The sequence below is a fragment of the Chryseobacterium sp. MA9 genome (assembly GCF_024399315.1).
Lineage (GTDB): Bacteria > Bacteroidota > Bacteroidia > Flavobacteriales > Weeksellaceae > Chryseobacterium.
This window is the reverse complement of sequence record NZ_CP075170.1, coordinates 2,615,608-2,633,506: the sequence shown is the minus strand read 5'-3', so window position 1 is coordinate 2,633,506 and position 17,899 is coordinate 2,615,608. Positions and strand designations below refer to the sequence as shown.

The window sequence follows — 17,899 nt, the reverse complement described above, 5'->3', positions numbered from 1 at the left end:
CCTATTTTATAGCTCCAGAATCCACTTCTGAAGGTCAGTACCTGAGGAAAGTTTCAGCTTTTTCTTGAGCCTGTATCTTTTTGTTTCTATTCCCCGTAAACTAATATTTTCATATTGGCAGATTTCTTTATTTGTAAGATTTAATCTGATATAAGCACTGAATTTTATATCATGCTCTGTAAGTTCAGGAGTATGTGTAATCAGTTTTTCATAGAATTCAGGGTGTACTTCTTTAAAACGCATCAGAAACAGAGGACTTCTGCTTTCCATAAGCTGGATAATTTCATCAAATGAATTATTTACTTTCAGTTTAAGAACATCCGTTTCAATGGTCTTCTTCTCAAGAATTTTATCTTTTCTCAGTACTTTTTTAATATAGATTTTTCTGATGAAGTATAATAATAGACCAAATGATACTACAATGATCATAACTATAAAGTAGAACACCTTTCTTTCTTTTCCTTTTTCCTCATGCTTTAAATCAATCAGTGTATTAACGGCAAGATTTACAGCTTCTTTTTCGTTTTTATTGATACTATCATTAAGAATGGTATATTTTCTTAGAAATTCATTAGATTTTTCTATTTCATTTAAAGATTTATAAACACTGGAAAGAGTATCATAAACAGTCAATAAAATAGGTTTACTTTTTGTTTTTTGGAATATATCAAGTGATTTCAAATAATACTCCAGCGCCTTTTCTTTATTTCCTTTTACATTATAAAGATCTCCATAGCTGAACCATGCAGTTGCTTTTTCAGCAGCATATGCATCTTTGGAATGGGCAAGAGCTTTATTCATATAGTATTCTGCAGAATCTAAATGTTTTTTTGTGCGATAAAGTTGTCTGCTTTTCTTGTATAGGAAATAATATTAGGCCTTACCGTGAGTATCTTATTATCTATATTTTAATATGAAGAAAATGGTAACACCCAAGGCATCATTATGGTATACACCAATATTGGAAGTATTTTGTATAATTTCAGTAAATACAGGAAAGCTTAGAATATCTGGACAAGGCCAAAAAAGAACTGAAGCATATCAATGAACCTTTTCTGAAAGCCAATTTATATAATGAGTATGGAAGGAATTATACCCGTTTGGGACTATATGAACAAAAATATTGAGAAGAAAAAGAAAATCAGATATAGTGCTTTAATTCTAACATTGGGGAACATATTTTTTAAAATTAGTTAAACAAAAATAACTTTTGTATGAAGATGATTAAAAATTTAATTAACTACAGATACTTTTTATAATAACATATAGCAAAAGCATACTTCAAAAACACTCCATTAATTTTATAAAATGTTGTTTTTTAATTCATTACGGCGTGATGTATATTTGAAGTAATGCTTCGGGTAGATAATATTGATACATTTACTATGAAATTTTTTTTTCATTCTAAGTGTTTGTGTTTTATTAGCAGGGATATTTGTGATCCCTGCTTTTTAAATGATAAAACCATTGAAGTTAAAAGCTGTAAAGTATTTATAATTCTCCTCTCTATCCTCTCAATTTTACTCGAAAAATAATAATAATTCACTTTTTTTAGTTTACTTCAAAGTTATTTCAGTTGTGTTGTAAAATACTGTTTTTCAGTTTGTTGTTGCTTGAGTGTCTTTGGTATAGAATTTTTTTTGTTTGCAGGCAGTAAGTTTGCATCATCTAATTCGAACATTGGAAAATTTTAGACCGGTCATATAAGACACCAAAAGATAAAATCTATGATAAAGTCGGTAGTTAAATTGTACGGATATGTGTAGGAAAATGGACCAAGGGTAAATATTCTATTCCCAACTCATTGCACTTAACCCCTCAAATTAGAATAAGTAAATTGAATTGAAAATAAAAAAACCACCCTTGAAAAGGATGGTTTGTAGACCCACAGGGAATAACATATTGTGTTTATTTACATCTTGTTGAATTAATTTATTTGCTCAAAATTTTGATTAATAGGTGAATAAATTTTATTACATGTAAATGAATTCAAATATATTCAAAATTTACAGTGACCAAAATAGTGACCAGATTTAAAATAGTCGTATATTTGTTATGCGTATATTTTTTTATTTTATGGCACAATACAACAACGAAACAGGAAGTGTTAATTTTAGACTGAAGGAGGCAAAGGCATTAATCTCTCGAATAATGGGTAGGTATTCATTTAAAGGGTTACAGGCCGATTTTTCTACAGGTTTAAAAGTTTTTCCGAGTCATTGGGATAAAGATACAAAAACTGCTATTGGAATAGATAGAAGAGAAATTAATCAGCAGTTAAATAAGTTTAGAACCTCTATTATTGATGCTCACAAAAATTTCAATGAGAATTATAATCGTATGCCAACAAAGGATGAACTAAAAACGATTGTTGATAATGCAATGGCAGGAAAAGAACTTACAACTGTACAGAAAAATAAAAAATCTTTTGATGATGTGTTTCAGGAGTTTATGAGGGTAATAGAACTTAAAGTAATGCGTGCTATTGCTTCGGGGCAAAAGCCTCTGCACAGAAGCTATGTGTCATCTTTCAATACTATGTACACAGATTTAAAAGACTTTGCCAATGAAAACAATATTTTTCTAGATATTGATAAATTTGATGAATTGCAGTGTTTAGAGTTCCAAAATTGGCTTTTGGGTACTGAAAGGGTAGGAGAACTAAGCACACTCAAAACTCGAATAAAAAGACTAGCTGCAATACAAAAACGTGCTTTTGAGAAAGGTTATACTAATAACAGAAGCTATATGCAGGAGGAATACAAAGTCAAGGTGCCACCAACGTTTCATACGGTGCTAACAGAACCTGAAGTCAAATTATTGTACGAGTATGATTTTTCAGATGTTCCAAGATTAGAGAGGGTTCGGGATATGTTTATTCTATCCTGTCATACTTCACTTAGATTTGGAGATATTACACGTATTGAGAGTGGACACATTGATCATAGCAGTAAAACGGTCAACATCCTGTTAAAAAAAGGTTCAGGAGTAGATAATTATAAGACAGTCCGTTTTTCATTTTTTGGTTATGCCAGTGAAATCCTTAGCAAATACAATGATGATATTAAAAGCATTGCCATATCCAACCAAAATACGAATGATTACTTGAAAGAACTGTTTAAGGTTGTACCTTATTTCAATGAAAAGGTAATAACTCGTGAACGTCCTACGAATAAAGGTGTTGAGTTTGAAACGATAAACTTTGCAGAAAAGATAGCTTTTCATGATTCCAGGAGAAGCTTTTGTACCAACCGATATATCGAAGGTTGGGATCTATTAGAGATATGGCAGTATACAGGACATACGGACGAATCTGTTTTTAAGACATATTTTAAGCCCACTTTTGAACACGAACAAATAAGACAGGAAAGTATCAAAGTAAGAAATGAAAAGTTGCAAAAGGTTGATTTACAATCTAAGGAAATTGAAGAACTTAAAAGCCAACTCCAAAAAATGAAAGAATTATATGAGGGTGGAAGTGTTAGTCAAACGAGTAAAACTATAGGTATAAATAAATCAGCATCCTAAATATATGGGCATTGAAAAGATTGAAAATAAAAATTTTTTAATTAGAAGTGAATACTTACTAGATGAAATAATATTGACATTTGGAAGTTTGTGTTTTTCAACTGAAAAAAAGATTAAAAGAGTTTATTTTAGTCTGGAATTGACACCTGAAAATATTCAACCTTCATATATTACAAAAGAAGAATTTGAGAAATCACCTAAAGAAAATTTTTATTTTTTGAATGATGAAATAGAAGGGTATTATTCAAGATTGAATTATGAGGATTTTACAAATGATTTTGATTTTCAGGATTGGGGTGAAACTTTTTTAGAAACGATAAATAATACCATTTTAAATGAATTTCTTTTTTCGGTCAAACAACAATGTGAAGAATTATCAGATATAAAGTCTAAAATGTTTTTTCAGGACTTATTAAATGAACTTTATTTTTCTGATTATTTTTTAGATATGTTTATGCAAAGTGAGGGCTGTAATTTAGTGAGAAAAACCGTTTGTGAGTCATTTAAAACCTTTAATAAGGAGCTGTACGAAAATTTGAGATTACAATATAAATTTATTTTTTCTGATTTAATAGAATCGTATGATTTAAGTAAACTTGTACATGTAGAGGATATAAAAAATGATAGGTTAAGAGATACTCATCTATATAGATTTGGGTGTTTATTTGCCAACGGAACATTTATCATTGAGGGGAGTTGTTTAATGTATGAAAATGTAAAATATGATAATGCAAATGGTTTTTCATCGAAGTATTCTCGGTATTTTGGATTTAAACACACTTCCTTTTCTTCTTATATAAAACAAACTTTAAATGATTTAAGTCCTAAGAATAATATTTTTCATAAAGATAATTTTAAATATGTAAAGTTGATTTATCAGGATTTCAAGGAACAGAAAAAAAACATAGCTCCATTTTTTGAAAGAAAATATCAAGAACTGTTGATGCTTACTGAACAAGATTAACTTTATACTCACTTTATACCATATAACTCGAGTATAATTTATTTCTAAAATACCTTTGCCATATTAATTAAAAACAATAAAGAAATATGGAGTATTTTAAAGATTTTTTTAACAAGATAGAAGAGTTGATAGCTCAGAAGCTTGAGAAATTTGAAGAGCAATTTTCAAAATCAAAAAACGGTGAAGAAATTAAAGAAATTATGACTAGAGAAGAAACTGCAAGATATTTTGGAGTCTCTGTTGGAACATTACATAATTGGTCTAAAAATGGCACTTTAGAGTCAATAAATTTTGGTGGGAGAGTATACTATACAAAAGATGAAATCTTAACAAAATTGAAACAAGCTTCTTAAATTTTCTTATCTGCGGGATTTCAAGACATAATCATGCAGTCGAACAGGTGACAGTTTTGCTTAAAGTTATATAAGTTACTGCAGCTATCCCTTTTCAATCCTCATTTTAACAATAATAAACAAGACATAAACCATAGTAAGGATGCTAAGGGGAGCTATCGTTATGTCTATCTTTTAAAAAAATATATGATAAATAGAATAAATAATTGTAGAAACAGAAATATTACTGGTTCGTTTAATACTATTGAAGAGGTTATAAGCTTTATCAAGTCTCCTCCTCAACAACATTTGGAATTGGTGCAAAAAGCTAGAGGTTTAGATAGAAAATCTCAGGAATATAATAATATAAAGGTAAACCAGCTTCCAGCAATTAGTGTAAACTTTAATTTTTCTAATGGATATATAATGGGAAGAAATGTACACAAACCAACTGGGTATTTGTATATTGATGTTGATGGTATGACCGAAAAAGATTTTGAAATTAATACAGCTTATATTTGTGCTTATTGGAGAAGTCTTTCTAATACAGGTGTGACTTTAGTTGTAAAAGTTGATGGGCTTACTCAATATAATTTCAAAGAAGCAACTGAAGAAATTGCAACTACATTAGATATTCCTTACGATAGACATGCTATATCCATTGATAGATTAACAGTTCTATCTTACGATCCGAATGCTTATTATAATGGAAATACTGAAGTAATTCCTGTTTCAGAATCTGAATATATACAAAGTAATTCAACAATAGGAAAAAGTACCCATTATAATAATATACTATCTAAAACTATAGGGTATGATTATAGTGGGTATAAATTAAGATTTAATAATCTAGATGAGTTAATACAACAGTATGATATTGTCTTTGATGAAAATGGTCTGCATGATTTTGGTTGTGAAAACAAACTTGAATATTCATTGGTATTCGTACCATTCAGAAAAATTTTTGAAGGAGAAAGAGAAAATGTACTAAAGAGCATAGCATATCAATTAATTGCTCTTAATAAAACAGTAAATAAAGGTTTGATAATGAAATATCTATATGCAATCAATTACAGCAAAATGAGTCCACCTCTTGAAAATAGTGAAGTTGAGATAACAGTAGCAAAAATTTACCAAAACTTAAATCAGGTTAAGCCTATCCCAAATAGAAAAAGAAGATTTATTTATGATATGTTTAGAAATTTTACTCCAAGTGATAAAAAAAGATTAAATATTAAAAAAATTCATCAGGATAGAATAAATAAAACTAAATCTGAATTATGGGATGTGATGGTTGATTGGGATTCTAATTTTTATGGTAAAATGACAATCAATAAAATAGCAAAAGCTTCAGGTAAAAATAAAAAGACAGTTCAAAAGTATTATAATGGATTAAAATCGATGTTACCTCTCAAAGAGTCGCAAACTGTATTTTTAATAACAAGAAAGAAAAGAGTTTTAAATCAATCTATAGAAAAAAAACCTTTATTAAGAGATTTAGATGATTTGATGAGATCTGATTTAAATACTTAATTCCAATAGTTTTAATAAAAAGTACCCACTATATTACTTAATAGATATAACTTAAAGGGTATGATTATAATGGGTGTATTAGTTATAAATTTATCTATTCTCTATTCTCTATTCTATGCTAATACAAGTAAAAAGAAATCTAAAAAACTGTTCATAAAATAATACATGGCATTTTTATTTATGAAATTGAGTAACCCATTCAATTTGACTAAAATAGTATGGCAGTGAATGAAAATTAAATTTCAATTTTTAAATTTGTATTCTAACGAAATTTTTAACACATGCTGAAAAAATATAAAAATGAAGTTTACCAAATTATTAAAGAAAAATTTAATTTAGATACAAACAGGTTTATTATCTCAGATTTTGAAGAAAACCAGAATCCAGTTACAGAAATTAAGGTTCTAGGGTCAGAAATGAGTTTTCACTTTTACAATTCTCTTAGTAGTTGGGATCATTTTAGATATAGAGGTACAATATTTAAACCTGTACTTAATATTGGAGAACTTGTACCACCTTTAAATAACACTCAAGTTTTTGATAAAGAAAAGGTATTTAAACAATTTGAAAACTGGATAGAAGCTCAAGTTATCCCATTTATTGAAGAAATGGATTCAGTTGATCATTGGAATAATTTTCAATTTGAACAGAATATTTTTTCTTTATTAGATGCTAACACACTTGACAACACTCCATTCACGATACGTCAAATTCAAGATATTACCAGCTCAACAAATGTATTAAGAGAATCCATTGTTGAAAGAATTAATCCCACGGAAGCACAAATACAATATATTACGGAAAGATTGGATTATTTATTAGATGCTACCGAAAGATTAGGAAAGTTTGATTGGTATGGTGTTTTTTTATCTACTCTTATTTCTATTGCAATTAATATGGGAGTGGATACTGGAACACCACAAGTTTTATATGAATTAGTGAAACAGGCATTTTCATCGTTTAAATTATTAATCAATAATTAATTAGCATAGTATAAATATGTAGCCTTGACAAAATTTTCAAGGCAAAATTAGAAATATGTAAAAAATTATTGGTATTTAAGAACAAACAATTATGAAAATTTTTTAAAATTTATTGATTCTGATGAATTTGAGGTTTACATTATGGGACACTCATGTGGAATGTCTGATAAAATAATGTTAAGTTCAATCTTTAATAATCCTAATTGTAAGAAAATCAAAGCTCTTATTTATGATAAATCATTTGGAAGTAAAGATTTAACCATTGATACAACTGATTATATTGAGAAAACATATCAGATTGGAAGGTTATTCAAAAACAAAGGGGATTTAAGGAAAAAGCTTATTCCATTTGAAACAAAAGATTTATTAAAAATTGATATTGAAAGTTTGAAATTAGCAAACTTGTTAGAAAAACTATAACTAAAAATTGATAATTAAAAAGTGAATTTAGCAATACTTATTGGGGTTTCCTCATATAAAAATGTACAAAATTTACCAGGGTGTAAAAATGATGTTATTTTTTTCAATGAATTAATAAAACATACAAAAAAGTATGATAATATATTATTCATTAACAATAATACAGATAGTACATTTATTAAAAATGAACTAGTAAATTTTATTAGTCAAAATAAATCTAGTCAAATAAATGAAGTACTTTTCTATTTTACAGGACATGGACTATATTCTGAAAATGAATTCTACTATATTTTAAGTGATTTTGAACAAGATAGAAAACAACAAACAAGTTTACAAAACTCAGAACTAGATAGTTTATTAAAATCTTTAAACCCTAAATTAGTAACCAAAATTGTTGATGCTTGTGAGTCTGGATATAACTATATAAAAGACATTAATAAAGTTGATACATATATAAAATCTACACAATCTCAGTTTAATAACTGTTATTTTTTATTTTCATCTCTTAATATTCAAAGTTCATATCAAAATCAAGAGTTTAGTTTTTTTACTCTTAGCTTTTTTAATGCAATAAAAAAATATTCCGATAATAATATTAGATACAAAGATATTATAGATTATATTTCTGATGAGTTTATAAAGATTTCTGAACAAACACCTTTTTTTGTTATTCAAGCAGATTTCACAGAAAATTTTTGTAAAAAAAATGATGAATTAAATGTATTTTTGGAGACAATTCCCAACACTTTTAATAATGTTAAAGATTCTTCTGAAACTGTTTCGTCTCCTACAAAATCTTTGGAAGATCTAATTAAAGAAGATGCTAGTAAACATTTAAATCAAGAGGAAATAATATGTTTTTTTGAAGATGTTAAGAGCTATATTGAACAATTTAAGCCTAATGAAGAATTTCAAAATCTGTATGAATATAAGCATAAATTCCTTAGCAATTTGAATTATGATTTGAATTTAAATAAAATTGGAGAATATGTTTCTCAATACAAGGAGTTTTACGCTGAACCAACTTATGAAGATATTTCATATGAAACTGTTGAAACGCCTAATCTCCGTGATATGTTCGGAATGTTTAATAAGCCATATACTGTAACAAGAACGAAAAAAGAATTAAGTGGGTATAATTTAACAACTACTTATCCATATGAACAAATAATTATTGACGTTAAAAGTAAATATCCTAACCTTAACTCATTTCTTTGCTCAATTTTTTTTATTACCACAGATAGAAAAATTCGTGTTTATTGGGGTTTAACTAAATATATAAAAAAAGGTTGGGATAATACTGAAATTGAAAAACGTTTTAAATGGAATATTTTTGAAGATGAGTTTATTAATAAAAATGATTTGATTAATAATTTTGGATTAATTAATAATGAGATTAATATTTTAATTGGAATTGAAATAAATAGAATAATAAAATAACTGATAATGTAAGGTGCTAGAGTTATAAAATGGGACATTAAAAGTAATTATTTTAGGAATAATCCAAATGAAATTCCTAATTGCGGATGCTCATTTAGAAAACAATGCTTTTGCTGTAATGATTAAATATTGATTTAAAGAAAAATATTGTCATATTTGTGTATCATTTTTTTTATTGTAATGAAAAAAACACCTGAAATATTTTTATCACATTGTTGGTCTAATAAAGATGATGCCGAAAAAATTTATAACAATTTAAGTCAAGTTGGTGTAAAAGTTAAAATGGATAATCATGTGCTGAATTACAAAGACAGTATTGTTTCTTTTATGGAATCAATTAGGGACTGTGATTTTGCTATACTACTGGTTAGTGATGATTATTTAAAATCTAAAAACTGTCTCTTCGAAGTATTGAATTTATTGAAAGAAAAATCTTATGATAATAAGATACTTCCTATAATCCTTTCGTCAGCAAAAATTTATAGTCCTATAGATAGGATTAAATATTTGCACTACTGGATGGAACAAAGAGACAATTTAGACAATTTACTGAAATCAGTAAATCCTATAGATGCAATTGATTTGTATACTGATTTGAAAATTATTTCTAATATAACACAATCGATAGATGGTTTTTTGAAGAATTTAACTAGTAATTTAAATATTACATTACAAGACTTAGAAAAAGAAGGATATAAACAAATTTTTGAAAAAATAGGATTTATTGATATTAGTTATATAACTGAACTTATTAATATTTCTCTGATTGAAAATATTGAAGAAAAGGAAATTGAGCTAGATAAATATTTGTTAAAGTTTCCTCATAATACTTTTTATTATGGTATTAAAGCAGAAACTTATTCTAAGAATGGAAAACTTCAACAAGCAAAATTCGCTTATGAGCAGTCAATAAAAATGGATGAAAATAATACATCCTCTTTAAATAATTTAGGACATTTGTGTCATGTAGTTTTAAAAGAATATGATTCCGCAAGGAAATATTTTGAAAAAGCAATAAGAATATTTCCTGAATTTACTATTGCAAGATTGAACTTGGGAGTATTACTTTCACAACATTATAAAGAGTTTGATAAGGCTATAGAGCAATATGAAGCTATTTTAGAATATGATTATAATGAGCCTAAAGCCCATAATAACTTAGGAAATCTGTATAAGTTAAATGATTTCAAAAAAGCTAATTTCCACTTTAATAAAGCTATAGAATTAGAGCCCGATTATATTGATCCTTACATAAATTTAGGAAACATTTTAAAACTAAGAGGTGAACTAAAAAAAGGAAATGATTATTATAGATTAGCACTAAAGAGAACAACAGATTCTAAAGTTCGTAAGTTTATTAATATTTTACTAAAAACCCATAAAGGATAGATGTAAATAATTAATTATATTTGAGAAACAAAATTTATAATAATATGAAAGCAGACGTACAATATAATGATTTTACAGGAACGGCAGCTGCAGATATCTCTGATATGATTAGCACTAATTACGGTGGAGATACATTAGATAGTTTTGCTAATTTTTTTAAATTAGATAAGGAGAGATTTAAAATTATTGGGATTTCTTTTTATGGGACAAGAAAATTTTCAATCTCGTTGCTTTGTGTTGACTTAGAGTTATCTACTGATGAAAAAGAACATATTGTAAGTATGATGATGGATTGGGATCAGGAAAGAAGTCCATTAGATATTTTATTTAAACGTTTAGATATAGTATTGCATCAAAAATACGATGAGAGATATTCTAGTTTAAATTATGATGAAGAGGTGAGATATTCAGATTTTCATGAAAATGACTAGAATCGAATAAAATAGTTATTTAACAAAGATTACAAATTTCATATATTTGTGGTTCAAATTTTATCGGAAAATAAAAGTGTAAAAACTTTTGCTTTTGTTCTGTGAATCGGCAAAATTCTAAAATGTTACAAAATGCAAACAGTTTCAGCACACTTGTCATATGGCAAGTGGCTTATCCTGTTTCTATGTAACATAGGCTTTGCCGAGCCTTCAGAACTAGAGCAAGTGGTGGTCACTTGCTTTTCTATTTTTCAGAAAAGCTGTTTACCGTAAAAGCTAATCATAAATTCAAAAATTTAATTATATGAAAAAGTTTTTAACAGCATTAGTGATAACAGCTTCAACAATGACTTTTGCACAACAAACAGAACAGAACAAATGTAATCTTCCAGTTAATTATCAGGAGCCTAAACCAGACAAAAAAGTACAATCCTTTTTAAAAAAGGTAGATGCTACTATTGAAGATCTTAGAAAACATATTGCAGTAGAAAATGACTGTAATGAGAAAGATGTAATCTTTTTAAAAATTTCAGAACAAAAAGGTAATGGAATGTACTCGGTTTGTGTAGCAGGAAAACCAATGAAATATAAACGTATGGGCAGTGTTTTTATGGGAAGCTCTGAAAATCCTTTTGATACTGCTAATTCTGGTAAATAAAGATAGCATGAAACAACTATTTTTATGCACAGGGGTATTTTGTAGTTTTTTCCTGTCAGCGCAAGTATATCATGATAAAATTACATTTTCTTACGGATATGATGTTATTGAAATTATTGAGAATGGAAAGCATATTAAATACATCAGTATGCCTACTGTATGCACTTTTAATACTGGAAGTAATAAATCAAAAGTAGTTTGTACAAACAAATTATTTAATAATAGCAAAACATTTATCAATATTGATGACGATTTGTTTGATAATTCACAAAAAATAAAATTTCCAAAGTCTCCAATAAAATTTTATGATTACAAAATTGTAGATGATGAAAATTATTATCTATTGAAATTATGTCCAGATAGAGCAATACTATTAGATATTCACGGAACAGGCTATGTTTTCTATGATTACAAAAAAATTAACAAGAAAAAATAAGCCAATATGAAAAATCACAAAATACATTTAAAATAAAATGAAAGTCAGTTTCCTACCGATAAAGAAATCAGAATATCCCTCCGAAATTTAGGATTAAAAGATGTTGTTTTTTCTATATTAAAGACCGTTGAGTTTGCCGAATTATCCGAAAAAGATTTAAAAACTGTCATTACTAGCAAACCTCAAACTCCATTAGAGGAATTTTTGAAAAGCCAACTGTTAAAGTAATAATTTGATATTTTAGATGAGGATATGATTTGTGGTCAAGGCTATTTTTATTCTCGGAAACACTGATGAGCAAGAAGGTTAGCAGAAAATCTGCTAAATAGTACCAATGCATATTACAACTATACTTTAATCAATTAAAACTTACAAATCCAACCAAAATGAAAAAAGATACATCTTAAATTATAATACGACACGTTTTGTCGCTTTGCAGATATATCTTTGTCTTGTTAAAGAAAGTTAATAAATTTCCTTTGAGGGAATGGTTAAAAAGTTTTAATTTTGAGCACATTAAAAACACAACTATGAAACAATAATTCCACTAGACATTCGTGTATTTCTATGTACGCAGTTATTAAATCAATATTTACTTAACAATTAATACGACACAAGTATGAAAAAACTCTACATGGGTGCGTTATTCTTATGCACTACTACGGGCATATTTGCTCAGGAGGTACTTTGGCAGAAAGATATAAAATCCAATTCGCAGGATTTTCTAAGCCAGATTACAACGACTATTGACGGACAATATCTTGTCACAGGAAGTTCTATTCAAAGTGATAAACTCCAACAGAACAGCAAACAAAACAACGGTTATGATTTTCATCTGATTAAATTAAATCAGCAGGGAGAACAGGTTTTCGAAAAATATTTTTCAGGAGACAATCACGACTATTTATCTTCAACTGTCACTACCCAGGACGGAGGTTTTCTGATTTCTGGAACGTCATATTCAGGAAAGGGACTTGATAAAAAAGAAGATTCTAAAGGAGGTTCAGACATTTGGTTAATTCGAATCAATGAATTTGGAGACCAGTTATGGCAGAAAACATTAGGAAGCTCATCAGATGAAGAAGCAAGAGCTGTAATTCAAACGACAGACCAGGGATTTATGGTGGCAGGCACTGTCCAAAACTCATCAAAAGGCTACGGTTCAAAAGATGTACTTATCGTTAAATTAGACAAAGACGGAAAGGTTCTGTCTGAGCAAACATTTGGAGGCAAGGCGATTGATGAAATTGAGAAGATGATTCCAACACGGGATGGAGGAGCCTTGCTCGGAATTTATTCCAGAAGTTCTATAAGTGGGACAAAGAAAACAGAAAACTACGGTGAAGGAGATTTTTACATTATCAAACTGGATAAAAATTTGAAGGTTCAGTGGGAAAAAAATCTTGGAGGAAAAGGAGACGATCATTTAAGAACATTGGCATTAACTTCGGAAGGATTCTTAATCGGAGGAGAATCGAGGTCTGAGCGTTCTGGGAACAAGACAGTTGGTATTGAAGAAGGTACTGATTTATGGTTAATCTCTCTCAATGAAAAAGGAGAAGAAATCTGGCAGAAGTCTTATAATTTCAAAAACAGAGATGTACTCATGGGAATGAGCGTTTTGAATTCTTCGGATGATAAATCTTCAAAAGGGATTTTACTAGGGGGATACACGCAGGCTGAGGGAAGAATTGAATCAGATGATGAAAAATTCTGGATGCTGTATTTGGATCAGGATGGAAATGAACAGTGGAGAAAGCACGTTAAGGATGAGTCTTCTCAGAGAGAAGAAAGATTATCTGATATTAAATTAAACAGGGATGGTTCCATTATTCTGGCTGGAACAAGCGCAGAAGAGCTAGGCAAAGAAAACTGGAAGATTGTAAAACTGGGTGATAAACAGATTGATCAACTGGTAGAAAAACAGGATATTAAGATTTATCCGAATCCTGTATCGGACTATACGTATGTAGAAATTGGTTTTGATTTTAAGGAAGCTGATATTTTGCTGTATGATATGTCTGGAAGGCATTTACAGAGCCTTAAAACCAAGAATAAAGTAACGAAGATTAATACACAGCCTTTGGTTCAGGGGGCTTATCTGGTTGTTATTAAAACTGATACAAATAAAATGGCAAGTGCCAAACTAATTAAGAAATAAACTAAAATGAAGAAGATTATATACACTATATTTTTTATTGTCTTGTTTATCAGTGCATATTCTCAAGAAGGAAATATGGCTTTTTATTTTAAAAACTTTCCTACTTCTCCTTCCACATCTACCTTTCTTAGGTATGGAGATATACAAAATTCAGAATTTACTGGTACAAATGCAACCAAAATTCCTATTCAAACAATTCAGCAAGGTGATATAGCCTTGCCACTAACACTTGATTACGTATCAGGAAATGGAATTAAAGTATCTGATCCCTCATCAAATGTTGGTTTAGGATGGAATTTTGGATTACCTTCTTTGGTTCAATCAATTTTAGGAAAAGATGATTTTGAATTAACAGTACGAAAATTAAAAATAGATCTACATTATCAGCCCACTACACCCTGGGGATTACTCAACACAGAATATAGATATTTAGAACCTGAAGATGGAAAGCCTGAACCACCAGGATATATAGATGTTCCTCAAATCGGCAGATATACATACTATTATTCTATTAATCATACAGTTCCTGTAAATGGAAGCTTTCATGCTTACGAAAACTGGTTACAATATGATTCTTCTCCTGATATGTTTGCATTAAATTTATTTGGTGAAAAAATAGAATTCTTTATTTCTAATCATAAAGACCTTGGCACAAATACAATATCGTTTAACTGTTTAAAAAAAGGATATAAAATTACTTTTGATAGAACAGCATTTAGTTTTTTAATCATAGCTCCAAATGGAATTAGCTACGAATTTGGTAAAAATGAAGAGGTAAAAATGAATGGGGTCATTAATCGAAATTTTGTATTGACAAAAATCATAGATAAAAATAGTAATACATTAAATATTGATTACAATAGTTATAGTGGCCCGATTGTCAATTTTATTCCCCAATCAAAAAATTTGAACTACAATAGGGGGTTAAATTCGACTCTAAATCCTGGATGTGGTGGAGTCCCAGTTTACTGGGGAGCTCATATGACCATGGGCTCAAAATTTAGATCTCCTGGATTATCTGTAGAACCTTATTCAGCAAATGCTACAACGGGGTCATATTTGATTCCTGATATTCCAGGGTATTATAGTACTCAAAATCATTTGATGGTTTCTAAAATATATGGAGAGTTTGGAAATGTAAATTTCACTTACACCGATAGAGAAGATAGTAGCCTTGGTAAATTAAGTAATATAACCATCAAAAATGCTAATAATCAAAAAATCAAAAATATTGATTTTATATATGAGTATGCAATTGCCCCTGATAATATGTTTCAGAATCCTGATTCAGCTACCTTTCAAAATGAGGTGATGTCTAAGAGACTTATCCTGAAGGAGGTGATCACCAATCAACAAGAAAGGTATGGGTTCGATTATTATGACCTTGCAATTTTGCCAAGACGAGACTCTTATGCTGTAGATTATTGGGGATTTTACAATGGAGGTGTAAATAATCAAACTTACTTCTTAAACCCAACTGATATATCTGTGCAGGCCTACAATCAGCTTCCTGTAACTAACTTAAATAATAATACGAAGGTTTCAAATATTAATTTTGCTAAAGCGGGGTTATTAAAGAAGATTACCTATCCAACTAAGGGATATTCATTTTTTAATTATGAACTTAATACAGCAAATAATTTATTTTCTGATGTTCCTTTTAACATTAGCCAGGGAAAAGGAGTAAGATTGGAAAGTCAGGAAAATTACGATTTTAATACAAATCTATTAGAAAAAACCAAATTTATATATGAAAATGGATATTCATCAAATCCTCTAAGCCTTATTAAAGAGCTTGTAAATAAAACATATTCTTCAGGTGGTTATTTCAATACTTATACAATAATTTCAATGAACTCCTCCAACAACCTTAGTGTTTCGGCTTTGTCTTCTGGTGATTATGTTGGATATGGAAAAGTTACAAAAATACAAGTTGATGGTTCTGGAAATGAAAAGGGAAGAATTATATCAAATTATAATATAAATCCTGATGTCGCTTATAATTTATGGCAAGATCAACTGCCCGTTCCTATTCCTAATACAAAGAATGAAGGAATTGAAAATGGAAAATTGCTTAGCCAAACATACCTTGATAATAATGGCAACAAAGTTCGAGAGATTATCAATGAATACAATACAAGATACTCTGATATTTATTATGGTACTATTTTTCAGCCAGTTAGTGAGAGTATGTATGTGTGTAAAGGATGGAGTAATGGAGGGTCAATTCCTGTTGGAAGTGGAACCCCTGATGCCTCTTCTACATTAAGTGTTTCTGTTGTAGCACATTATCCGATCTTTTCGAAAGAAAGTCTACTATCAACATCAAAAATTATAGATTATTTAAATGGTAAAGAATTGATTACAAATACAAAACAATATTTCAATTCTAATAACTTACTTACAAATAAATCTACAGATTTTCCTGACAGCAGCTACAACAGCCAAAATATTAATTATTCAACTGAAAAAGGAAATTCAAAATTAATAAATGCTAATATTATTAATATTCCACTGGAAACTTTTACAGTAAATAACAATAATGGGATTAGTAAAACGGTATCACATACAGAAACTAAATATGATAATCCAAACCACTTAAATCCTACTTCTGTTTTGTCTTATAGTTTGGAAAGCGGTAACACTACTGAAGGAACTTACGACCTTTATGATAATTATAGATTACTACAGTATACAACTAAAGGAGGAATTCCTGTAACAATTCTTTGGGGATATAATAAAACACAGCCTATAGCTAAAATAGAAGGAGGAAACTATTCTCAAATAATGCAGGTATTTGGCTTGGATGGAAATAATAACACTTCTTATCAACAATTAGATATTGTAAAAAAATCAAATTTAGATATTGATAACAGCACTGAAAATGATCTAGTTTCTGCTTTAATTAATTTTAGTAATAAAAATGAATTTAAAGATTTCAAAATTACTACTTATACTTATGATCCTTTGATAGGGGTAAAAACAATCACCCAACCTTCTGGCTTGAAAGAGACTTACAAATATGACCTCGCTGGGCGGCTTGATCATATTTTGGATAATGATAATAAAATCATGAAAGAATTTAAATACAATTATGGCCCTATTAGATATTATAGTAAAGCTAAAAGTGAGATATTTTATAAGAATAATTGTGGCTCTAATGCTATAGGAGGTTCTTATACTTATAGTGTTGCTGAAAATAAATATATCTCTATAGTAAGTCAGGCAGATGCTGATCTCCAGGCACAAAATGATATTGTTAATAATGGTCAAACAGCTGCAAATACAAATGGGACATGTACTGCATTAAACTGTGGTATAATAGGAGCTGGTATAGCACAATATAATTATGGATCGATATTCCTAAACGATCCAAGTACGTTCAGAGTAAAAATGAACTTCAGATATAATAGTAGCCTTGCATGGAACACTGGTGTAATCATAGCAAAGATTAATGGAAACTGTAAGCCATCGGGTGAAAGATCATCTAGTACATATGCCAATGGTGTATGGCTGATTACAATTGATATAGACGGAAATATCAAGGCTAAACTCAGTTCAGCTTCGCCGTCTTTAGTAAATAATATGGACTTACTTTTTGATTTCACATTTCCAATAAACTAA

The 17,899-nt window shown here is 29.0% G+C and carries 14 protein-coding genes; 13 read left to right on the top strand and 1 reads right to left on the bottom strand.

All coding sequences use genetic code 11. From position 1 onward, the window contains the following. Nucleotides 1-6 precede the first annotated feature (6 nt). A complete protein-coding gene (locus tag KIK00_RS11945) occupies nucleotides 7-801 on the bottom strand; it encodes a tetratricopeptide repeat protein (protein WP_255812627.1) in 795 nt (264 codons plus the stop codon). 1,275 nt (nucleotides 802-2,076) lie between these two features. Here KIK00_RS11945 and KIK00_RS11940 point away from each other — a divergent pair. The 13 genes from KIK00_RS11940 (at nucleotide 2,077) to KIK00_RS11880 (ending at nucleotide 17,899) form a co-directional block, all read left to right on the top strand. Further along, a complete protein-coding gene (locus tag KIK00_RS11940; RefSeq protein WP_255812625.1) occupies nucleotides 2,077-3,528 on the top strand; it encodes a tyrosine-type recombinase/integrase in 1,452 nt (483 codons plus the stop codon). A 4-nt stretch (nucleotides 3,529-3,532) separates the two neighbouring features. Further along, nucleotides 3,533-4,492, top strand: coding sequence for a hypothetical protein (locus KIK00_RS11935; protein ID WP_255812624.1), 960 nt, complete (start codon nucleotides 3,533-3,535; stop codon nucleotides 4,490-4,492). Nucleotides 4,493-4,578: 86 nt separating this feature from the next. Further along, the gene (locus KIK00_RS11930) at nucleotides 4,579-4,845 is read left to right on the top strand and encodes a helix-turn-helix domain-containing protein (protein ID WP_255812623.1); all 267 of its coding nucleotides are present in this window, start codon (nucleotides 4,579-4,581) and stop codon (nucleotides 4,843-4,845) included. Between the two features lie 186 nt (nucleotides 4,846-5,031). Beyond that, entirely contained in the window at nucleotides 5,032-6,357 is a 1,326-nt protein-coding gene (locus KIK00_RS11925) for a BT4734/BF3469 family protein (protein WP_255812622.1), read from the top strand. A 281-nt stretch (nucleotides 6,358-6,638) separates the two neighbouring features. Beyond that, entirely contained in the window at nucleotides 6,639-7,340 is a 702-nt protein-coding gene (locus tag KIK00_RS11920; RefSeq protein WP_255812621.1) for a hypothetical protein, read from the top strand. 159 nt (nucleotides 7,341-7,499) lie between these two features. Further along, a complete protein-coding gene (locus KIK00_RS11915) occupies nucleotides 7,500-7,760 on the top strand; it encodes a hypothetical protein (RefSeq protein WP_255812620.1) in 261 nt (86 codons plus the stop codon). 21 nt (nucleotides 7,761-7,781) lie between these two features. After that, nucleotides 7,782-9,200 (top strand): caspase family protein, encoded by a 1,419-nt coding sequence (locus tag KIK00_RS11910; protein WP_255812619.1) that lies wholly within the window; start codon nucleotides 7,782-7,784, stop codon nucleotides 9,198-9,200. A 180-nt stretch (nucleotides 9,201-9,380) separates the two neighbouring features. Further along, the gene (locus tag KIK00_RS11905) at nucleotides 9,381-10,589 is read left to right on the top strand and encodes a toll/interleukin-1 receptor domain-containing protein (RefSeq protein WP_255812618.1); all 1,209 of its coding nucleotides are present in this window, start codon (nucleotides 9,381-9,383) and stop codon (nucleotides 10,587-10,589) included. A 44-nt stretch (nucleotides 10,590-10,633) separates the two neighbouring features. Further along, nucleotides 10,634-11,020 (top strand): hypothetical protein, encoded by a 387-nt coding sequence (locus KIK00_RS11900; RefSeq protein WP_255812617.1) that lies wholly within the window; start codon nucleotides 10,634-10,636, stop codon nucleotides 11,018-11,020. 304 nt (nucleotides 11,021-11,324) lie between these two features. Then, on the top strand, nucleotides 11,325-11,678 hold the full coding sequence (locus KIK00_RS11895; protein ID WP_255812616.1) for a hypothetical protein: 354 nt from the start codon (nucleotides 11,325-11,327) through the stop codon (nucleotides 11,676-11,678). 7 nt (nucleotides 11,679-11,685) lie between these two features. After that, the gene (locus tag KIK00_RS11890) at nucleotides 11,686-12,114 is read left to right on the top strand and encodes a hypothetical protein (RefSeq protein ID WP_255812615.1); all 429 of its coding nucleotides are present in this window, start codon (nucleotides 11,686-11,688) and stop codon (nucleotides 12,112-12,114) included. A gap of 619 nt (nucleotides 12,115-12,733) precedes the next feature. Continuing rightward, nucleotides 12,734-14,275 carry a T9SS type A sorting domain-containing protein gene (locus tag KIK00_RS11885; protein ID WP_255812614.1) on the top strand — a complete coding sequence of 514 codons (1,542 nt, stop codon included), beginning with the start codon at nucleotides 12,734-12,736 and terminating at the stop codon, nucleotides 14,273-14,275. A 6-nt stretch (nucleotides 14,276-14,281) separates the two neighbouring features. Continuing rightward, nucleotides 14,282-17,899: a DUF5977 domain-containing protein gene (locus KIK00_RS11880; protein ID WP_255812613.1), complete on the top strand. Its 3,618-nt coding sequence runs from the start codon at nucleotides 14,282-14,284 to the stop codon at nucleotides 17,897-17,899.

Bases quoted from the DNA above. Each gene is read 5' to 3' on its own strand.
- KIK00_RS11885 (WP_255812614.1), top strand. From the start codon at position 12,734: ATGAAAAAACTCTACATGGGTGCGTTATTCTTATGCACTACTACGGGC.
- KIK00_RS11920 (WP_255812621.1), top strand. From the start codon at position 6,639: ATGCTGAAAAAATATAAAAATGAAGTTTACCAAATTATTAAAGAAAAA.
- KIK00_RS11895 (WP_255812616.1), top strand. From the start codon at position 11,325: ATGAAAAAGTTTTTAACAGCATTAGTGATAACAGCTTCAACAATGACT.
- KIK00_RS11935 (WP_255812624.1), top strand. From the start codon at position 3,533: ATGGGCATTGAAAAGATTGAAAATAAAAATTTTTTAATTAGAAGTGAA.
- KIK00_RS11945 (WP_255812627.1), bottom strand. From the start codon at position 801: ATGAATAAAGCTCTTGCCCATTCCAAAGATGCATATGCTGCTGAAAAA.
- KIK00_RS11890 (WP_255812615.1), top strand. From the start codon at position 11,686: ATGAAACAACTATTTTTATGCACAGGGGTATTTTGTAGTTTTTTCCTG.
- KIK00_RS11925 (WP_255812622.1), top strand. From the start codon at position 5,032: ATGATAAATAGAATAAATAATTGTAGAAACAGAAATATTACTGGTTCG.
- KIK00_RS11940 (WP_255812625.1), top strand. From the start codon at position 2,077: ATGGCACAATACAACAACGAAACAGGAAGTGTTAATTTTAGACTGAAG.
- KIK00_RS11880 (WP_255812613.1), top strand. From the start codon at position 14,282: ATGAAGAAGATTATATACACTATATTTTTTATTGTCTTGTTTATCAGT.
- KIK00_RS11900 (WP_255812617.1), top strand. From the start codon at position 10,634: ATGAAAGCAGACGTACAATATAATGATTTTACAGGAACGGCAGCTGCA.
- KIK00_RS11915 (WP_255812620.1), top strand. From the start codon at position 7,500: ATGTCTGATAAAATAATGTTAAGTTCAATCTTTAATAATCCTAATTGT.
- KIK00_RS11930 (WP_255812623.1), top strand. From the start codon at position 4,579: ATGGAGTATTTTAAAGATTTTTTTAACAAGATAGAAGAGTTGATAGCT.
- KIK00_RS11905 (WP_255812618.1), top strand. From the start codon at position 9,381: ATGAAAAAAACACCTGAAATATTTTTATCACATTGTTGGTCTAATAAA.